Below are 20,103 nucleotides of genomic sequence, written 5' to 3' on the forward strand. Positions count from 1 at the left end.
TTTATGAGCCGTATTGATTCTCTACGTCAGTTAACCGAGTCTGTTTTTGTTCGATTATTTGGCTATGCACCGTACGCTGCGATTCAGGCACCCGGCCGGGTCAACCTGATTGGTGAGCATACCGACTATAACGATGGTTTTGTCTTGCCGTGTGCTATCGATTACCAGACAGTCGTCAGTGCGGCGGTGCGCCAGGATGGCATCGTGCGGGTCGTGGCGGTGGACTATGACAACCAGCAGGATGAGTTTGATCTTGCCAAAGAGATCGAGCCTCATTCTGAATACGTCTGGGCGAACTATATCCGTGGAACGGTGAAGTTTTTACTGGCGCGTGGCCTGTTGCTTAGCGGTATGGATATGGTTGTCTCCGGTAACGTACCTTCTGGTGCGGGGCTGAGTTCATCAGCTTCGCTGGAAGTGGCGATCGGGCAGACGTTCAAAGAACTGAATAATTTGGACATTAGCCAGTTGGATGTGGCGTTAAACGGCCAGCAGGCAGAAAACCATTTTGTTGGCTGTAGCTGCGGCATTATGGATCAGTTTATTTCCGCTCAGGGACGCGCCGGTCAGGCGATGTTGATCGACTGTCGCTCGCTGGAAGGGCGCTCAGTGCGTATGCTTGACGGCGTAGACGTCCTCATCGTGAACTCCAATGTGCGCCGTGGGCTGGTGGATAGCGAATACAACACGCGCCGCCAGCAGTGTGAAGCAGCGGCACGTCACTTTAACGTTAAAGCACTGCGTGATGTATCACTGTCGCAGTTTGAGGCGGGAATTGAGGGGTTGGATCCGATAGCCGTTCGCCGTGCGCGACATGTTATCACTGAGAATCGCCGCACGCTGGAAGCGGCCGATGCGCTGGCGCGTCAGGATGCTCACCGCTTGTTTACGCTGATGGCGGAATCGCATGTTTCCATGCGTGATGATTTTGAAATTACCGTGCCGCCGATCGATACGCTGGTGGAGCTGATTCAGGATTATGTCGGTGAACGGGGCGGTGTGCGTATGACCGGTGGCGGTTTCGGCGGCTGTATTGTTGCGCTTATTCCTTCAGCGTTGACTGATGAAGTCAAACAGGTGATCGAGCGTGAATATCCGGCGCGTACCGGGCTTCAGCCGTCAATTTATCTGTGTCACGCATCCGACGGTGCCGGTCGCTTGAATTAAGTATCGGGCAATAATAGCAAGCGAAAAGGGCTTTGATTAAAGCCCTTTTTACATTGTTTGTGTTTTACATGACCTATGCTCAAGGCAACAGGAACACGGTTGCCAACCCAAGGAAGATAAAGAAACCACCGGTATCAGTGATTGCCGTAATCATCACGCTGGAACCGATGGCTGGGTCGCGACCGAGTTTCATCATCACCAGTGGGATGGCGACTCCCATTAGCGCCGCGAGCAGTAAATTCAGCAGAATAGCCAGCATCATCACGCCCCCCATTGCGGGGTCGCCATAGAGCAGGAAGGTGACTACGCCCATTATTGTGCCCCATATCACTCCGTTTACCAGCGCAACGCCTAATTCTTTGAGCAGAAGATACGATTTTTTACCGTGTTCAAGTTGATGCAGAGCCAGGGCGCGTACAATCATCGTGATGGTTTGGTTGCCGGTATTCCCGCCGATACCCGCGACAATCGGCATGAGCGTCGCCAGTGCCACCAAATGGGATAACGTATTCTCAAACAGGCCGATAACCCGCGAAGCAATGAGTGCGGTACAAAGGTTTACGGCCAGCCACGCCCAGCGATTGCGGAACGATTTATACACGGGTGCGTAGACATCTTCAGAAGGCGTTAACCCCCCGGATCGCCGTAGATTACTGTCGCTTTCCCGATTCACCACGTCGACGATATCTTCGATCGTCAGACGCCCCATGAGTTTCCCTTTACTGTCCACGACGGCACTGGAGATTAAGTTGTAGCGTTCGAAAGCCCCTGCGGCCTCTTCGACTTTATCTTCAGGCTGAAATCTCAGCGGTTGAGTATCCATAACGTCGGTAACTAAAGCCTGAGGCGAGTGGAGCAGGATACTGGCCAGCGACAGCTCACCGATCAGCGTATTTTTACGATCGGTCACGAACAGTTTGTCGGTGGATTCGGGGATGGTTTTACGGTAGCGCAGATAGCGCTGTACTGCTGCGAGAGTGACATCGGCGCGCACGGTGATGAGTTTGAAATCCATCATGTGGCCGAGGCAATCTTCATCATAATTGATGGCAGCACGTAGCTGCGCACGTTGCTTTGGTTCAAGCGAGGTGAGTATTCGCCCGAGCAGATGGCGGGGGACGAGGCGAGAAAGCTGAGCCTGTTCATCCACATCCAGTACCCGAACCGCCCTCAGAATTTCTTTATCCTGCATGTCACCGATCAGATCGTCGGAAATGCTGTCGGAGGCCTCAATCAATACACGACCACGTTTCGCTATGGGAATGAGTCGCCAGAGCGCTAAACGTTCATCCTGTGGTAAAGATTCCAGCAAGTCGGCCAGGTCAGCGGCATGTAGCCCAATGATAAGCTCGCTGATTTCTGCGGTTTGGTCGAGCAGGATGCTTTTGTCACGCAGCCCGATTTTGTTACTTAATACTGCTTTGTCGCTTAACGCAGCGTCATCGCGTTCTGTTGTACGCGGTTGTCGGTTGATAATGTCTTCAACCAGTTCTTTGTTTTCCAACAGCAGAAGAGAGATACGGCGCCGGAGGTCGGTAAGTTTTTTTACACTCGACATAACGTTTTGTGCTCGATCTGTTTTTTATCCGTGTTTGATTAAACGTAGCGCAAAATCAGTAGATTAAGAATAGGATTACCGGCGAATTGCAGTCTGAAAAAAATAGCGAGGTTGTTCTGGCGTGCTTTTATGGTGACTTTTATCTAATGTAAAACTAAATCGTTTGCTATTTAGTTTTTAGCGATATATATTCAGTCTTAGAAACGTAACAGACACCGATGGCAGAGACGATGAACGACAACGCTTACAAACTGGATGGTCAGCTGTGCTTTGCACTGTATTCAGCCAATCTGGCAATGAATAAGCTGTATCGTCGTTTGCTGTCTGAGTTGAATCTGACTTACCCCCAATATCTGGTGATGCTGATACTGTGGGAACGTGATGGGTTAACCGTATCTGAACTGGGCGAGCGGTTATATCTGGATTCTGCCACGCTGACACCACTGCTCAAGCGGTTACAAAGCGCAGGGTTAGTGGTGCGGAACCGGGGAACAGAAGATGAACGTCAAGTGCTGATTGGGTTAACCGAAGCAGGACGCGCCCTTCAGCAACAGGCACGAGCAATCCCTGAAAGCGTGTTTTGTGCGACGGAATGTCATCTTGAACAGTTGCAGACGATCAAAAAAGATTTAGAGGCTCTGCGTAAAAGTCTTATCGGGCATCTTTGACGATTTTAGCGGTTGCCCTGTGTACTGATAAGTCTGTTAGATAGTCTCTTACATTTAAGTAATGATTGATTTCAACTAATTAAGTAGTGTGCGATTTAATTATTCGCTATGTAAATGCAGCCTGAGCAGTATCGCTATTGTTTTAGGCCATCCCCTAACAATCTGGAGTCACATTATGTCTATTGAAAAAGTATTATACGTTGCTCATGCTCAAGCTACCGGTGGTCGTGATGGTCGTGCAGTGTCTTCCGATAAAGCGGTTGATATTAAATTGACGACCCCACGTGAACTGGGTGGTGCAGGTGGTGAAGGAACAAACCCTGAGCAACTGTTCGCCGCTGGCTACTCTGCCTGTTTCCTGGGGGCGATGAAGTTTGTTGGTGCACGTGAGAAAATCGCCGTACCTGCTGATACCACGGTAAACGGTAGCGTAGGTATCGGTGCCATCCCAACCGGATTTGGTATCGAAGTCGAATTGAAGATTTCCCTGCCAGGCTTGGATCGCGCAGTGGCTGAAGATCTGGTGCAGAAAGCCCATATCGTTTGCCCATACTCCAATGCAACGCGTGGCAATATCGACGTGACCCTGACTATCGTCTAAATCCGGCGTGAAGCAAGCGTATTAACGAGCAGTAAAACGGTGGTGGCGATGATTCGCACTGCCGTTTTTTTATTTCTACGGCATACCCTGAATGGGTCATCGCAATTGATGTGAATAACGGGCACGGAAATACGAAGGTGGCAAACCTGATGAGGAAAAAACGCATATTAAGGGCAGATGGAGTAAGTGCTACTCTTTTTGTTTGATGAGTACGGTGGTAGGAAGCAGTAATTGTTCAGCACGCTGTTGCTGTTTGTCTTGATGGTGACCAAACGCGGTAACGGTGGAGTAAGCAAAGCGGCCTAAAAGAATGATGAAGCTGATGAGCAAAACGGCACGAGCGATTCGAGAACTACTTCGTCGCGGGCGTATCGATAATCGTCGTTTGTGGGTAAGCGTGGACATTACCAGTTAATCCTCTATGAAAGCGAACATTCGCTGTTGTTTATTTAGGCACAAGCAGTAGGAGAGGTCAATCTGCCGACATGAAAAAGATGATGGCCGATCCCGTTTTCGCACGTTCGGTGCAAGGAAAGCCGTGTCAGGAACAAATGTGAAGCGCGGAAACCACAAAGAGGCTGGGATGGCGACAAAAAACCCGCTCAAAACCAAATAAGCGGGTTGTGTGGTACAAGAGTATTACGCGGTGGTATTGACGTTACGCCCAATCGCCGGATTTGCTGGCAGAGGTGGTAAGGCCTGTAAAATACCTAAGGCAAGGGACTCTTGATTATCGAGCGCTTTTTTCATCACAAGCGCGCTGGCCTCACTGCTGGTACGCATGTTGCTGAGGTCGGTCGCGAATGATGCAATCTGTGATACATCCATCTTACTCTCCTTAATACTGAGTTGGATTGATATCCGGTATATACCCGTCATGCTTCAAGTTGCATGTACGTTGTTAAAAACGCTAACGTTTTGTCCTGAAACTCGAATTATTTAGGGTATGGAAAGGAAGCGCACCTTTCCACCGAGGTTGCACGATGTTGGCGAAAATTCTCGCCAGCCATCGTTTTGGTATCGGCCCCATCCCTGTAAACTTTACGCTAACCAGCCCCTCACCGACTGGCACAGTTGCATGATTTTGCGTCACTGTACCGTCTGGCGCAGGCTCGGATTACCACGTAATGCTTTTATCAATCAGGCTTTTTCTTCTTCAATCATCAGCTTCCAGCCGGTGACGTCTTGCCAATATTCCTGTTCCCGTTCCAAATCCAGCTGTACCAGCGTGTTGTTGGTAAAGAAATCGTGTGGGAACGTCAGCGTCCAATAATTGTCATCAGTATGCAACTGCAACGATTCTGGCGTTGTCGTTGCCTGACGCTGGTTGTTCAACAGCGCGGCAAGGCGCAAGAGTTGCACCATGGGCAAATATTGTTTCTTTTTGAACAGGTTTAGCCGTGGCAACTCTTCCAGTTTGATCGCTTTACGGTGCAATCGCACGATCATTGACAGCACAAGCTGCTGTTCCTGATTGAAGCCGGGCAGGTTGGTATTTTGCAAGATATAGGCGGAATGGCGATGCATACCGCTATGATTAATGCCCAATCCGACCTCATGCAGCATGGAAGCCCAATTTAAGATGGCCTCAAGCTGTGGATGTACCAGACTGGGGTTTTGCTCTGCCCACTGCGCATAAAGTTGTTGCGTGGTTTCTCGCACGCGTCGCGCTTGCTCACGGTCGATATTGTAATGGGTCGCCAGGCTTTGCGCGGTACGGATACGAATATCCTGATGGCGGAAACGGCCTTCCATTTCGTACAGCACGCCTTCACGCAGCGCACCATCGGACAGTCGTAGCTCTTTGATCGCCAGCGCATCGAAAATACCACACAGAATAGCCAGGCCGGGCACCAGCACCGACTGACGATCCTCGGATAGCCCCGGTAGGCTCAGCGATTTGAAGTGCTTAAACTGCAATACCTGCGTGCGTAGCATTTCCAGACGCTCGGGGGTAATCAGGCCGTCCTTTTCTCCCATTTCCACCAGAATTTCATGCGTGGCTTTGATCGTTCCTGATGCACCGAGGGCAAATTTCCAACCATAGATGCGATATTCCCAGGACAGCGTCTCCAGCTTTTGTGCCGCGGCCAGTCGGGCGCGCTTGAAGTTGGCTTCGCTAATTTCCCCATTTGGGAAAAACTGCTGGGCGAAACTGACGCACCCCATACGACGGCTTTCTACCAGCATCGGCTCGAAATCTTCACCGATAACCAGTTCCGTTGAACCACCGCCGATATCGATGACCAACTTACGGCCCTTTTCTGGCTGCGTGTGCTCCACACCCATAAAAATCAGACGGGCTTCTTCATGGCCGGAAATGATCTCTATCGGATAGGGAATAATATCCGCTGCGCGGCGCAAAAATTCCTGCGCGTTGACGGCCTGACGCAGCGCGTGTGTTCCGACGATGGAGACGTTCATTGCCGGAAAACCTTGCAGACGTTCAGCAAACAGCGCCAGACAGCTCAGGCCGCGTTGAATGGCTTCTTCGCTGAGCATATTTTTGTTGTCCAGCCCGTCAGCCAGATGTACCCGCTGTTTTAAACGCCCCAATACCTGAAGCGCACCGTTGACCACGCGTGCGATCACCATGTGAAAACTATTGGAACCCAGGTCGATAGCCGCGAATTCTTGCGGTTTCATCTCGATTTTTTCATTGTTCGTTAACGGCATTATTCAGGCTTATCTCCAGGTTGCTCCAACGCCTTGATGTAGTCGTAAATGGCATTTTGCGCGCGTACTTTACGCTTGTTACCGCGTGATACATAGCGGTTGCTCGACTCTTTATCAATGACGCGGGCTTTCACCGTATCGCTGAACAGAATATCGAGCGTTTCCAGTACGCGGTTTTTCAAAATGGGATCAAGAATTTCCACTGCGACTTCAATACGATAATCAATGTTACGTGTCATCCAGTCGGCGGAAGAGAGGTAGACTTTCTTATCCCCGCCGTTGTTGAAGACATACACCCGATCGTGTTCCAGATAGCGGTCAAGAATACTGATGACCTGAATATTTTCACTGATCCCAGGCAGATTGGGGATCAGTGAGCACATACCGCGTACCAGCAGATTAATTTTCACGCCCGCAGAGGAAGCCTTATAGAGCCTTTCCGCCAGCCCTTTATCCACCAGATTATTTACCTTAAGCGTAATGCCTGCATCACGATCCGCCAGCGCGTTTTCGATCTCGGTATCGATCAGTTGGTAAAGTTTGTCGCGTGAGTTTTGCGGTGACACCAGCAGGTGCTCAAAACTGACTGGGCGGTAGGGGTTTTCAATGAAGTTGAAGACGCGACGGACTTCGTTGGTAATGCGTTCGTCGGCGGTCAGCAGAGAGTAATCGGTATACAAGCGGGCGGTTTTCTCGTTGAAGTTACCCGTACCGATGTGCGCGTAGCGCACGATATTTTCCCCTTCGCGACGGGAAATCAGGAACAGCTTGGCGTGAATCTTCAGTCCGGGTACCGAGAAAATGACGTGTACGCCAGCTTCGGTTAGACGCTTGGCCCAGTGAATATTCGCTTCTTCGTCAAAGCGCGCCTGTAACTCCACAACGACCGTGACTTTCTTGCCGTTGTGCGCCGCATGGATCATCGAGTTAATAATGCGTGAGTCTTTGGCTACGCGGTAAATATTGATTTTTATGGATAATACATTGGGGTCGAACGAGGCTTGTCGCAGCAGTTCCAATACGTGTTCGAAGGTGTGATACGGGTAATAGAGCAGAACATCGCGCTCACGGATTGCATCAAACCCATTGCGAAAATGATTGAATCCGGTGTGCCGCAGGCGGGGCAACGGTTTGTTGACCAGATTGGCACGCCCGACGTTCGGGAAAGAAATAAAGTCTTTGAAGTTATGATAACGCCCACCGGGGATAACGGAGTCAAAAGAAGAGATCCCCAGTTTTTCTTGTAGCATCGCAACCATCGCATCCGGCATATCGCGCTGATATACAAATCTCACCGGTTCGGCAGTTAAGCGCTGTTTCAGGCTGGAAGACATGAGTTCCAGCAAGCTGGATTCCATTTCCGTCACCAGATCGTATTCCGCATCGCGCGTCATCTTCATGGAATACGCGTTCAGCGCATCATAATCAAAGAAACCCTTGAAGATATCATCCAGACAGTAACGCAGAATGTTATCGATGAGGATCATGGTTTTACGACGGCGTGGCGCTTCCGCAGGCAGGTTGACGAAACGCGGTATTTTATCCGAAGGGATTTCCAGCAGAGCGTAGCTGATCTCATCGCCACGAATAATTTCGACGGCAAGATAGGTGTAGTTATCCTTTAGGAACTCCACCAGATTGGTTTCGTTAAAAATGAGTATCGGTGTGATGTGCGGGCGAAGATACTGCCGGAAATAGTCCCTCAGCCACTCTTGCTGATTAGGCGAAACCTGACGCTCATTGACCAAAAAAATCTGGTTACGCGCCATCTCTAGCAGCAATTCGTTGTAAAGACTGTCAAAAATTTGATCGGTTTTGAGTACGCGCGCCTGAATCTTGCCTAACAGGTGCCGCAGATTGCCGTCCAGACCTTGTTCTTCGTTAATCAGAATACGTCTTTTCAAATCGGCAAAACGGACTTTATAAAATTCATCAAGGTTGCTGGAGTAAATGCCAAGAAAGCGCATGCGTTCGATTAACGGATTGCTTTTATCTGCTGCTTCCTGAAGTACTCGTTCATTAAAGGATAACCAACTTAATTCTTTCTCTATGTAGAGTTTGTCCTGACCCATTGTCACTCCGCTCAACTCATGTACTGAAGGTTCATCCAATATTCATACCCTTCCGCTGTGGAGATAGGGTACAACAACATTATGGCGTGTTGATGACGATACCCGTCATATTTCGAGTAGTCAGTGCGTTGGCGACCCTCACTTACCCCAGTCACTTACTCGAGTAAGCTCTTGGGGACTCCCTCGGTTGCCGCCTTCATACAACTCGAACTATTTAGGGTATAAAATCTAATTCATAGACAGACTTACCATTGTCATATTATGGGCGTAAAGGCAACATATGCTACCCGTAATACGTTAGCAACACGACTTTGGCGGCTTCACTTTAACGGCGAGAACAATGGTAAAAACAGTCAATACATTACAGTATCGAGATCGTCGACGAGCGTGGGTCGATCGATTGACTCACCGCATTGTTGCGGGCAGCGGGCTGCTGGTACTGGCTATGCTGTTGTTAATTTTCTTCTATCTGCTGTATGTCGTGACGCCACTGTTCCTTTCTCCCACCGTTAACGGGCAAAAAACGGTTCAACGCCACAGTGCAGAGCCGTCGCTGGCGCTGGGGCTTAGCGACAATGGGCAAATAGGGTTTCGCATCGACGCTCAGGGCTATGGGGAGTTTATTCCGTTTGCGGAAAATCAGCCCATGTCGCGTATTCAATTGGTTCCTGCACTGAGCTTACTGGCGCAAAGTCAGGGAGAGCGACAGGTTTATGCCTTGAGCCAACCTGACGGTCGTCTGCTTTTCGTTCAACCTGTACTGTCGCGTACCGAAAATCGCCCCCCTCTCTGGGATTATCCGCTAGGTGAACAGGCCTATTCGCTTGGGTTGCCCGCGCAGCCGCTGCGTCATCTGGCGGTCGCCGTCGTGGGTGAAAAACGTGTTGTTGTCGCTGCGATCGGGCAGGAAAATACCCTGATTGTTGCCGACATTGATGAGAATGACGTACGACAACGGGCAGCCGTTACGCTTCCGGTGGGGGAGATTAACCAATTGCTGCTGACGCCAGACGGGCAGCAAGTGTATTTGCTTAGCGGCAAGACATTAACGCTGTGGCAAGTAGGCGCTGATACGCTGACGCTGCGGGAAGACCGACCATTGCAATTAGCAGAACCCCTGCATCTGGCGCTGTTGTCGGGTGGACGATCGTTGCTGGTACAGACCGCTGATGGGCGTATTAGCCAATGGTTTGAGGTTCCGAGCGAAAAAGGCGCCAGGCTGACGGAAACGCGTCAGTTTCCACACGTCGCAGGAGAATCGGTGTTGCTGGCAACGGAGGCGCAGCGGCGGGTGTTTGCTACGTTGAATGCACAGGGTGAACTGTCGTTGTTTGCCAGCAAGCAGTCCCATGCGCTTCTGATGCAGACCTTGCCCGCTCATGCGCTGGGGCTGGCGTTTTCGCCGCATGGTTCTGCCATGTTGGTTGAAACAGCGCAGGGCTGGCATCGTTATCAGGTGGATAACCCCTATCCCGATATTGGCTGGCGTGGGCTGTGGCAAAAACTGTGGTATGAGAACTACCCAGAGCCTGCCTATATTTGGCAATCCACGTCTGCAGATGACAGCTATCAAGCCAAATTCAGCATGATGCCGCTGATGTTGGGCACGATGAAAGCGGCGATTTACGCCATGCTATTTGCCACGCCGCTGGCGCTGTCCGCCGCGATTTATACCGCCTGCTTTATGTCACCTACGCTGCGACGCTGGATTAAACCTACGCTGGAAATCATGGGGGCGCTGCCGACGGTAGTCGTAGGCCTGATTGCGGCCATTTGGCTGGCACCGCATTTTGCGACATATCTATCCGCTATTTTGGTCATGCCAATTTTATGGATGCTGTCTGTGATCGGCTGCGGCTGGCTGATTGAATGCCTGCCGACGCGCTGGCGCGTCCGTTTCCCTGCCGGGTGGGATGCGCTATTTCTCATTCCTGCCATTTTGCTGACATTCGTGGCTGGCTGTTGGATTGCGCCGTTTATCGAAATTGCGGTATTGGGTCAGCCGCTGTATCAGTGGTTGGGTGATGATTTCGTGCAACGTAATACGCTGGTGGCGGGGGTTGCCCTTGGCTTCGCGCTGATCCCGCTGATTTTCTCGCTAGCGGAGGATGCTCTGTTCAGTGTGCCTGCTCGCTTAAGTCAGGGATCGTTGGCACTGGGGGCGACGGCATGGCAAACCCTGTGGCGCGTTGTTCTGCCGTCTGCCAGCGCAGGGATTTTCGCCGCGCTGATGCTGAGTTTTGGCCGCGCCGTGGGAGAAACCATGATCGTGCTTATGGCGACGGGCAATACGCCGATTATGGATGAAGGCCTGCTTCAGGGATTACGCTCGCTGGCGGCGAATATCGCCATTGAAATGCCGGAAGCCGTAACGAACAGCGGCCACTACCGTGTACTGTTTTTAACGGCACTCACGCTGTTTGTTTTCACGTTTATTGTGAATACGCTAGCTGAAACTATCCGGCAGCGCTTGCGCCAGCGTTACCGTGATGAAGGAGAAAACGCGTGAAGCGCTGGTTCCGTTCGGGAAGGCCCTGGGTATGGCTGACGGCATCGTCTATTTCTATTAGTCTGCTGGCGATGTTGGCAATTATCGTGCTGCTGGCCGGGCAGGGTATGCGTTATCTGTGGCCGCAGCCCGTCTGGCTACTGACGTTGCAGCCTGAACAGGGTGTGCAGCGTGCGCTAATCGGGGAAATTTATGCAGAGCAGACGCTTTCGCCTCAGCAGTTGGAACAGGCCAGTTTACCTTCTCCATCTGGAGGGGCTGAAACACGCTATTTGATTAAGATTGGTCAGCGTGAAATCTATGGGCAGAGCTTTCGCACGCTGCTGTCGCGTGACATTTCCCGTTTTGATAAGCCCGCCGATATTCTGGTGTTGAAGCGGACGAATAATGGTACGGCCTATGGCTATCTGGCTGGCATGCTGGAAGGCGAACAGCCGCTGGTGGCGACGGATCTCCCCGCAACCTTACAGCATCGCATCGAGCAGGTGCAGGGGCTGCTGGCGAGGACGCAGGCTATCCGCATGGGAGAGATGGCGAAGATCAACCAGCAGTTCGAGGCACTGCGACTGGAAGAGAAAAAGCGGCAGCAGGCCAAGACGTTGGATAATCAGGCGCTTGCACGACTTCAGGCTGAACGTATTGAGTTGCAACGTCGTTTCGATGAATTGTCTCGCCAGCTAACTGCACTCAATCTGGACATTAATCGCGATACCGTACAGCTACGGGATGCGAACGGCAGTGTCCATCTCATCCCGCTTCGGGACATTGAACAGGCCTGGTATCCGAATGCGATGAACCTGTGGGAAAAAGTCAGCCACTGGGGCGAGCAGGCGAAATACATGCTGGTGCACTATTCGCCGGACAGCAACAGTGCTGGTCATCTTTTTCCCGCCATTTTTGGCACGGTACTGATGGTGGTGCTGATGTCCATCGTAGTGATGCCGCTAGGAGTAATCGCTGCGGTTTATCTACATGAATATGCGGGGAAAAACAGTTTAACGCGCTGGGTACGGATTGCTGTAGTCAATCTGGCGGGGGTGCCATCAATTGTTTACGGCGTGTTTGGGTTAGGTTTTTTTGTTTATCTCATCGGTGGCACGCTGGATCAACTGTTCTATTCTGAAGCGTTACCGAACCCGACGTTTGGCACACCGGGGTTGCTGTGGGCATCGCTGACGCTGGCATTACTGACGCTGCCGGTGGTGATTGTGGCGACGGAGGAAGGACTGTCACGTATTCCGATGTCTGTTCGCCACGGTTCACTGGCGCTGGGAGCCACCAAAGCCGAAACGCTGTGGCACGTCGTGTTGCCGATGGCGGTTCCCGCGATGATGACCGGTTTAATCCTTGCCGTGGCGCGTGCCGCTGGGGAAACCGCACCGTTGATGTTGGTCGGCGTGGTGAAGTCGGTGCCGGTCTTACCGGTTGATGACATTTTCCCTTATCTGCATCTTGAACGAAAATTTATGCATCTGGGGTTCCAAATCTACGATCTGGCATTCCAAAGCCCGGATGTTGAAGCGGCAAGGCCGCTGGTCTACATCACCGCGCTGCTGTTGGTGTTGATTGTTGTCGGATTGAATCTTGCGGCGATTGGGATTCGCCATGTTCTGCGTGAGAAATACCGTTCGTTATCACTCTGAAAGTAGGATGAAGTTATGGGATTTAGGACACAAAAGGAGATGGCACCGCTGCCTGATGTTCATCAACTGAGTGATGAGCAGACGACGTTAACCGTGGAACATCTGAATCTTTACTATGGCAATAAACAGGCCTTGAACGATATTTCGATTCGCATTCCGAGGAATCAGGTCACGGCGCTAATCGGTCCGTCAGGCTGTGGCAAATCTACGCTGTTACGCTGCTTTAATCGCATGAACGATCTGGTGGATGACTGTCGTACCGAAGGTGATATCAGGCTGAACGGTATGCCAATTAACGATCCGCAGTTGGATGTTGCTGTGTTACGCCGTCGGGTTGGTATGGTTTTTCAACGCCCGAATCCGTTTCCCAAGTCGATCTATGAAAACGTGATCTATGGCCTGAGATTGCAGGGGCTACGCGATCGTCGCTTACTGGATGATGCCGTTGAGCGTGCGCTACGAGCGGCGGCGCTGTGGCATGAGGTAAAGGACAGGCTGAGCGATAATGCGCTCACGCTATCTAGCGGGCAGCAGCAGCGTTTGGTGATTGCCCGAGCGATCGCCATTGAGCCAGAAGTGTTGCTGTTGGATGAGCCGACCTCTGCACTCGATCCGATTTCGACGCTGATTGTTGAGGAATTGATGGGAACGCTAAAGCAGCATTTTACGCTGGTGCTGGTGACGCACAACATGCAGCAGGCAGCTCGTGTGTCTGATTACACTGCATTCATCAATCAGGGTAAATTGATTGAGTACAACCGCACGGACGATCTGTTTACCTCCCCAACTCAGCGCCGTACAGAAGACTATATCACCGGACGTTTTGGGTGAATTTTCATCAACCCATCGCATCAAATGACCCAGAAAAATTATGGATACCGTTCATCAATTATCCGTGCCATTTGAAAAATTGATGATAAAATGCGCGCAAATTTTTGACTCTGGCAAGTGGCGGGTAAGATGAAATTCAGTACCATGAACGAAGGCGAAATTATTACCGAGCTATGTCGGAGAATAAAAGACGCCAGAATCCAGCAGCGTTTATCGCAGGTCGATCTTGCCGAACGGGCGGGGCTGGGGATTGCGACGATCAAGCGTGCTGAAATGGGCGAATCCATTACGCTCAGTAGCCTGCTTTCTATTCTGCGTGGGTTGAATCGTCTTCATCAGATTGAAGGCGTACTCTTCGATGCCGAAGTAGAGTCCTTTCATGCGCAGATCAGCGGCGAGAAAAAACAGACACCGCTGCGTATCAGAAAGAAAGCCGCAACGTTTCCTGCTAAAGCGCTCACCAAGCATGAAAACATCAAGAAGCCAGCTAACAGCACCGTTGATTGGTACATCGCCGCGGCTGAGAACAATATTGTCTGGTCGCTGCCTGAAAGCGATAAAAAATAAAGGGTTAATGCTACATCACTCGCATTAACCCCCCCGACTGCCGCGTTAATCTGCCAGGCATTTAACGCGACAAGGCCAGTTTGATCATTCGCACAGCACGACTTTAATCGCCAACCCGCCGCGAGAGGTTTCACGGTACTTGGCGTTCATGTCTTTGCCTGTTTCATACATGGTTTCAATGACCTTATCCAGTGATACGCGTGGTTCACTGGTACGGCGCATTGCCATTCTTGCGGCGTTGATCGCCTTCACAGAGGCGATGGCATTGCGTTCAATACACGGCACCTGAACCTGACCCGCTACCGGATCGCACGTCAGCCCCAAATTATGCTCCATACCAATTTCTGCGGCGATGCACACTTGTTCCGGGTTAGCACCAAGTAGCTCAGCCAGACCGGCTGCGGCCATCGAACAGGCAACGCCGACTTCTCCCTGACAGCCAACTTCAGCCCCGGAAATAGACGCATTCATTTTGTAGAGCATACCGATAGCACCGGATGCCAGGAAATAACGCAGATAAGATTCCGGGGTGACTGGTTGAACGTAGCGATCGTAATAGGCCAACACGGCGGGAATAATGCCGCACGCGCCGTTAGTCGGTGCGGTGACAACACGTCCGCCTGCCGCATTCTCTTCTGATACAGCCATTGCGAACATGTTAACCCAGTCCATGGCATCCATCGGGTCGTTAGAGAAACGATCGTTGATGAACAGCAGGCGATGTAGTGCCGATGCACGGCGAGGAACGCGCAGTGGGCCGGGCAACACACCTTCGGTATTCATACCGCGATGCATACAGTCCTGCATGGTTTTCCACACGTCGGCAAAATAGTGTTCAAGCGCTTCCCGCCCATGCATCGCGATCTCGTTTTTCAGGACGATGGCGGATAAAGATAGGCAGTGATCGTGACAATGTTGCAGCAGCTTTTGGGCAGAGAAGAACGGGTAGGGCGCGCTTTCTTCTGCCAGATTGGGTTTGCCGAAGTTTTCCTGATCGACGACGAATCCGCCCCCGATAGAGTAATACGTTTTGCTATAGACCAACTCTTGTCCGTTATAGGCGCGGATAGTCATGCCGTTTTCATGCAGAGGCAGGTTCTCCGGCTGGAAACGCAGGGAGGACTCCAGCGGGAAGCTGACCTCATATTGGCCGTTAAGTATCGGTAGCCGTTGGGTATCTTTCACCTGTTGAATAAAGGCTGGGATGCTATCGATGTTCACGCTATCTGGCAGGTTACCCGCGAGCCCCATAATGATAGCGATATCGGTATGGTGTCCTTTTCCCGTCAGGGAAAGCGAGCCGTAAATATCAACGACAATGCGTGTCACCGATGAGATAAGGGCGCGATTCACCAGATCGTCGGTGAACATTTTGCCCGCTTTCATCGGGCCGACAGTATGAGAACTGGACGGGCCGATGCCGATTTTGAAGATATCAAATACGCTGACCATAGCGATTTCCTTGAAAAAAAACGCCGGTCGTTAAACAACGTGCCGGCGTTAAATTAGAGTGTGGTGCTTACAGCAGATCGCGCAGGCTGTAAACAATGGCGGAAATAGCGATCAGTCCCATCAGGGTAACAAAGACGTTGCTGATGTGGCCGCTGTATTTTTTCATCGCTGGGACTTTCTGGATAGCGTACATCGGCATCAGGAACAGCAGGCATGCGATAATCGGGCCGCCTAATGTTTCGATCATGCCCAGAATGCTAGGGTTCAGTGTCGCAACGATCCAGGTGGTGATCAGCATGAACAGCGCAGTGATGCGGTTCAGTTTAGCGTTGGAGATTGTTTTGCCTCTGCTGCGCAGAGATTTTACGATCATGCCGTTAAAGCCTTCACCCGCACCGAGATAGTGACCCAGAAAGGATTTAGAGATCGCGATGGTAGCAATGACCGGAGCCAGATAGCCGATTACCGGGTTGTTAAAGTGATTCGCCAGATAGGACAGAATGGAAATGTTCTGTGATTTCGCTTCCATCAACTCAACCGGAGAAAGGCTCAGTACGCAGCTGAAGACGAAGAACATGACGGTCATTACCATCATGATATGGCTGTAAGACAGAATGCGTGAGCATTTTTTCTCTGCGTCATCACCGTATTCTTTGCGTTTGGCAACAGCAAAAGAGGAGATGATCGGCGAGTGGTTGAAGGAGAAAACCATCACCGGAATAGCCAGCCATAATGTCGCCAACAGACCGTTGCCCGTTACGCTGGAACTCAGAGAAATGTTTTCAAAAACAGAGGTATTCCAGTTAGGAATTAAATAAAGCGCCAGCAACATCAGTACGGCAACAAAAGGGTAAACCAGAACACTCATTGCCTTAACGATCATAGCTTCACCGAAACGAACAATAAACATCAATCCGAGGATCAATATTAATGACAGCACGGCACGCGGTGGAGAAGGTAAATGCAATTGGTGAGTAATAAAGCTATCTACCGTATTGGTGATAGCGACGCTATAAACTAATAGGATCGGATAAATAGCGAAAAAATAAAGCAATGTGATTAATTTACCTGCGCCAACGCCGAAATGTTCCTCAACGACTTCGGTAATATCTTCACCACCTTTCTTGCCGGATAATACAAAACGGCATAGTGCACGGTGAGAATAATACGTCATTGGAAAAGCAATCAGTGCCATGATAATTAACGGGATTAAACCACCAATACCGGCGTTGATAGGTAAAAATAACACGCCAGCGCCGATGGCCGTGCCATAGAGGCCCAGCATCCAGACGGTATCGCTTTTACGCCATCCTGAAGCCTGTTCTAACACGTGGCTGCTATCTTGAATTGTGCTCATTTACTGGTTTCTCCTCGGTGAACACATTAATACCCGTCATGCTGGGGTATAAAAATTACAGTACCGGCAACTTGCCGTTACAGAGTTTGAAAAATGAACAAGACATATTGCTAATTATGTCAACAGGTCAATACTGTTTTGTGGCGGCATTCTATATCGTGGTGGTCAGCGAATAATATTGAGGCGATCACAGAAATGAATTGACGGGAAATATTTTAATAAATTTCAGTGCAAATTAAAATATCAATATTGATACTTTATTTTAAATATTTTTAACGGCTCGTTATTGATACTTTATTTTATTTTCGAGTGATAAAAAGTGAACAATAAATAAAATAAACGGTAGCTGAAATAATAAACGCAATTTTTCTGATGTCACGCGTAATGATGGTTTTTCTCTTTTAGGGGACGTATTGGTGGTGTTGTTCCTACTGCTGCACCCAAGCACGTTGTGATCCGATGCGTCGTGATCTAACGAACCCGGCAGAGCACAACCTGCCGGGTAACAGCAGTGACCTGTCAGGCCGTGAGTTTTTCTTCCGCCCACGCTAAACCGCTGTGGTATTCCTCTGGTAATAGAGGTGCCAGCGATTGCAGCGTATGTTGCAACTGTGCGGTGTCCGACGACGGCAGATTAAGGTGTCCAACTTTGCGGCCAGGACGAACTTCTTTCTCGTACCAGTGCAGATGCACCAGCGGCAGCGCCAGCCAGTCGATGTTCACATCGGTTCCGATCAAGTTAACCATCACCGACGGTGTCTCGACGACGGGTACGGGCAGTGGCAGATCCAGAATAGCCCGCAGGTGAAGTTCAAACTGGCTGATCGACGCGCCATTTTGCGTCCAGTGCCCGCTATTGTGTACACGTGGAGCCAGCTCGTTAATAAGCAGATGGTCACCGACAATAAAGCATTCCATCGCCATCACGCCAACATAGCCCAGCGCATTCATAATTGCGGACAGCATATGCTCTGCCTGCTTTTGCAACTGTGGATCAGGCTGAGGAAAAGCTACGCTGGTACGCAAAATGCCATCTTGATGCAGATTGTGGGTTAGCGGGTAGAACACACATTTACCGTGCGTATTGCGAGCGCCAACCAGAGAAACTTCGCCAGAAAAATTAATCCCTTGCTCAACGATACATTCGCCGTAGCAGTCAGTAGGCAACGTCTGCTGCTCGCCGTCACGTAAGCGCCACTGCCCACGGCCGTCATAACCGCCGACGCGGCGTTTAACGATAGCGAGTTCGCCTAATGAGGAGAAGACGTGTGGCCATTCATCGGCGCTGGCCAGTAATTGCCAGGGGGCGGTTGCCAGATTCAGTGAGTCCAGCAGCTGCTTTTGCGTCAGGCGATCGGCCAGACGTGGGAAAATATCCCGGTTCGCAAATGCCGTGTGTTCAGCCAGCTCGCGGGTGAGTGCGGTTTCTGGCCAACGTTCGATCTCGGCGGTAATCACACTGTTATGAAACGGAACCGACTCCGGTTCGGCATCCAGCCCAACGGGATAAACCGCAATCCCTAACGGTTCGCCTGCCTGACGGAGCATTCTGCCTAACTGACCATTGCCTAATACGCAGACCGGTTTCATGCCTCCTCCCGTGGATCGGGGTGAGACAGCACATCATCAGTTTGCGCCTGACGCCAGTCGGCCAGTCGAGCAGAGATGCCATTATCATGCAGGGCGAGAATTTGTGCGGCCAGCAGCGCCGCATTTGCTGCGCCTGCTTTGCCGATTGCCAACGTGCCGACTGGGATACCGCGAGGCATTTGAACGATAGAATACAGGCTGTCTACACCGCTCAGCGTCGAGCTTTGTACCGGTACACCGAGCACAGGAACCAGCGTTTTTGCTGCCAGCATACCCGGCAGGTGTGCTGCGCCGCCTGCGCCAGCGATAATCACATCAAAACCATTTTGCGCCGCTTGCTCAGCGAAGCTGAACAGCTTATCTGGCGTTCGGTGTGCGGAAACAACTTCGGTATGAAAAGGAATGTTCAGCGTGGTGAGGATTTCCGCAGCAAACTGCATAGTGGCCCAGTCACTCTTTGAACCCATGACGATGGCAATTTTAGCCGGGGCAACGTTGGATGACATGCCTATGACACTCCTGTAATTGTACGTGTTCGTGACGATTTTGCGTCGGCCAGACGAGGGGGGCTGGCGTTGAGGGCGTAGAGCATATCACGCCATTATGGCGAGGAAAACGGTTGCGTATGCGGAAATACTGGGGACATTAGATGAGGGATTGTTAAGTCAATGGCAGGAAACGCATTAAAAGGGGAAGGAAATCAGTTCGATATTTTGTGGTGTGACCTTAATCATCGACCCTTCTTCGTGCCAGGCTCCGAGAACAGCACGACGGCCATGAGAGTCGCCGAGATCAACTTGGTGGATAGCCGGGCGGTGTGTGTGGCCGTGGATCATCGCCTTTACCTGATAATGCCGTAAGCGCTCAACCACCTGCTCAGGATTCACATCCATAATCAGCTGTGATTTTTGCTGATTGGCCCTCTGGCTGCTGGCACGCATCTTAGCGGCAATCTTCAGGCGCAGCGGTAAAGGTAATAGCAGGAAGAGCCGTTGAGTTAATGGGTTGTGCACGCGACGGCGAAATTTCTGATAGGCGAGATCGTCAGTACACAAGGTGTCGCCATGCAGAATGAGGATTTTTTGACCGTAGAGGTCAACGACACTTTCCGTTGGTAGCAGCGTCATACCGCTTTGTCTGGCGAAACGCTTACCGATCAGGAAATCACGGTTTCCGTGCACGAAATAGCAGGGAATACCGCGCTGATGTAATGCATACAGTTCAGCGCCGATGGTCGCATGCAGCGGTTGCGGGTCGTCATCACCAATCCAGGCATCGAATAGATCACCAAGAATGTAAAGCGCATCGGCATGAATTGCCTCATGGCGTAAAAAACGCAGAAAACCGGCGGTAATCGCCGGTTCATGAAGACTTAAATGCAGATCGGCAATAAACAGCGTTGCCATGCAGGT

The 20,103-nt window shown here is 50.9% G+C and carries 17 protein-coding genes; 7 read left to right on the forward strand and 10 right to left on the reverse strand.

All coding sequences use genetic code 11. The features are described from left to right. Positions 1–3: 3 nt before the first annotated feature. Positions 4–1,167, forward strand: coding sequence for a galactokinase (gene galK / locus CLR69_RS00570; RefSeq protein WP_129711947.1), 1,164 nt, complete (start codon positions 4–6; stop codon positions 1,165–1,167). 79 nt (positions 1,168–1,246) lie between these two features. Here galK and mgtE read toward each other — a convergent pair whose 3' ends face one another. Beyond that, entirely contained in the window at positions 1,247–2,725 is a 1,479-nt protein-coding gene (gene mgtE / locus CLR69_RS00575; protein ID WP_129711946.1) for a magnesium transporter, read from the reverse strand. A 218-nt stretch (positions 2,726–2,943) separates the two neighbouring features. Between mgtE and CLR69_RS00580 the strand changes: the two genes are divergently transcribed. Together CLR69_RS00580 and CLR69_RS00585 are read left to right on the forward strand one after the other, a co-directional pair. Continuing rightward, positions 2,944–3,393, forward strand: a complete 450-nt coding sequence (locus tag CLR69_RS00580; RefSeq protein WP_129705158.1) for a MarR family winged helix-turn-helix transcriptional regulator — start codon at positions 2,944–2,946, stop codon at positions 3,391–3,393. Between the two features lie 175 nt (positions 3,394–3,568). Beyond that, positions 3,569–3,994, forward strand: a complete 426-nt coding sequence (locus tag CLR69_RS00585) for an organic hydroperoxide resistance protein (RefSeq protein ID WP_010285606.1) — start codon at positions 3,569–3,571, stop codon at positions 3,992–3,994. A gap of 189 nt (positions 3,995–4,183) precedes the next feature. Here the strand turns inward: CLR69_RS00585 and CLR69_RS00590 are convergent, their stop codons facing one another. The 4 genes from CLR69_RS00590 to ppk1 all read right to left on the reverse strand — a co-directional run bounded on the left by CLR69_RS00590 (position 4,184) and on the right by ppk1 (position 8,742). After that, positions 4,184–4,399 (reverse strand): YfgG family protein, encoded by a 216-nt coding sequence (locus CLR69_RS00590; RefSeq protein ID WP_129705160.1) that lies wholly within the window; start codon positions 4,397–4,399, stop codon positions 4,184–4,186. A 234-nt stretch (positions 4,400–4,633) separates the two neighbouring features. Continuing rightward, positions 4,634–4,822, reverse strand: coding sequence for a YjfB family protein (locus CLR69_RS00595; RefSeq protein ID WP_129705162.1), 189 nt, complete (start codon positions 4,820–4,822; stop codon positions 4,634–4,636). Between the two features lie 312 nt (positions 4,823–5,134). Next, the gene (gene ppx / locus CLR69_RS00600; RefSeq protein ID WP_129705163.1) at positions 5,135–6,670 is read right to left on the reverse strand and encodes an exopolyphosphatase; all 1,536 of its coding nucleotides are present in this window, start codon (positions 6,668–6,670) and stop codon (positions 5,135–5,137) included. Beyond that, positions 6,670–8,742 carry a polyphosphate kinase 1 gene (gene ppk1 / locus CLR69_RS00605; RefSeq protein ID WP_129706270.1) on the reverse strand — a complete coding sequence of 691 codons (2,073 nt, stop codon included), beginning with the start codon at positions 8,740–8,742 and terminating at the stop codon, positions 6,670–6,672. Before ppk1 ends, ppx begins: the two co-directional genes overlap by 1 nt. Positions 8,743–9,082: 340 nt before the next feature. On the opposite strand from ppk1, the gene CLR69_RS00610 reads away from it, so the two are divergent. The 4 genes from CLR69_RS00610 (at position 9,083) to CLR69_RS00625 (ending at position 14,292) form a co-directional block, all read left to right on the forward strand. After that, entirely contained in the window at positions 9,083–11,251 is a 2,169-nt protein-coding gene (locus CLR69_RS00610; RefSeq protein WP_129711945.1) for an ABC transporter permease subunit, read from the forward strand. Next, positions 11,248–12,894 (forward strand): phosphate ABC transporter permease PstA, encoded by a 1,647-nt coding sequence (pstA, locus tag CLR69_RS00615; RefSeq protein WP_129711944.1) that lies wholly within the window; start codon positions 11,248–11,250, stop codon positions 12,892–12,894. Before CLR69_RS00610 ends, pstA begins: the two co-directional genes overlap by 4 nt. A gap of 15 nt (positions 12,895–12,909) precedes the next feature. Continuing rightward, positions 12,910–13,725, forward strand: a complete 816-nt coding sequence (gene pstB / locus CLR69_RS00620) for a phosphate ABC transporter ATP-binding protein PstB (protein WP_129711943.1) — start codon at positions 12,910–12,912, stop codon at positions 13,723–13,725. Between the two features lie 129 nt (positions 13,726–13,854). Then, positions 13,855–14,292: a helix-turn-helix domain-containing protein gene (locus CLR69_RS00625; RefSeq protein WP_039471098.1), complete on the forward strand. Its 438-nt coding sequence runs from the start codon at positions 13,855–13,857 to the stop codon at positions 14,290–14,292. Between the two features lie 84 nt (positions 14,293–14,376). Here CLR69_RS00625 and CLR69_RS00630 read toward each other — a convergent pair whose 3' ends face one another. The 5 genes from CLR69_RS00630 to lpxH form a co-directional block, all read right to left on the reverse strand. Beyond that, positions 14,377–15,744, reverse strand: coding sequence for an L-serine ammonia-lyase (locus CLR69_RS00630; RefSeq protein WP_129705169.1), 1,368 nt, complete (start codon positions 15,742–15,744; stop codon positions 14,377–14,379). Positions 15,745–15,811: 67 nt separating this feature from the next. After that, entirely contained in the window at positions 15,812–17,101 is a 1,290-nt protein-coding gene (locus tag CLR69_RS00635) for an HAAAP family serine/threonine permease (RefSeq protein WP_129705171.1), read from the reverse strand. 519 nt (positions 17,102–17,620) lie between these two features. After that, positions 17,621–18,691, reverse strand: a complete 1,071-nt coding sequence (gene purK / locus CLR69_RS00640) for a 5-(carboxyamino)imidazole ribonucleotide synthase (RefSeq protein ID WP_129711942.1) — start codon at positions 18,689–18,691, stop codon at positions 17,621–17,623. After that, entirely contained in the window at positions 18,688–19,197 is a 510-nt protein-coding gene (purE, locus tag CLR69_RS00645) for a 5-(carboxyamino)imidazole ribonucleotide mutase (protein ID WP_129705174.1), read from the reverse strand. Before purE ends, purK begins: the two co-directional genes overlap by 4 nt. Before the next feature lie 177 nt (positions 19,198–19,374). After that, entirely contained in the window at positions 19,375–20,097 is a 723-nt protein-coding gene (gene lpxH / locus CLR69_RS00650; RefSeq protein WP_129711941.1) for a UDP-2,3-diacylglucosamine diphosphatase, read from the reverse strand. Between the last annotated feature and the right edge of the window lie 6 nt (positions 20,098–20,103).

The organism is Pectobacterium zantedeschiae, assembly GCF_004137795.1.
Classification (GTDB): domain Bacteria; phylum Pseudomonadota; class Gammaproteobacteria; order Enterobacterales; family Enterobacteriaceae; genus Pectobacterium; species Pectobacterium zantedeschiae.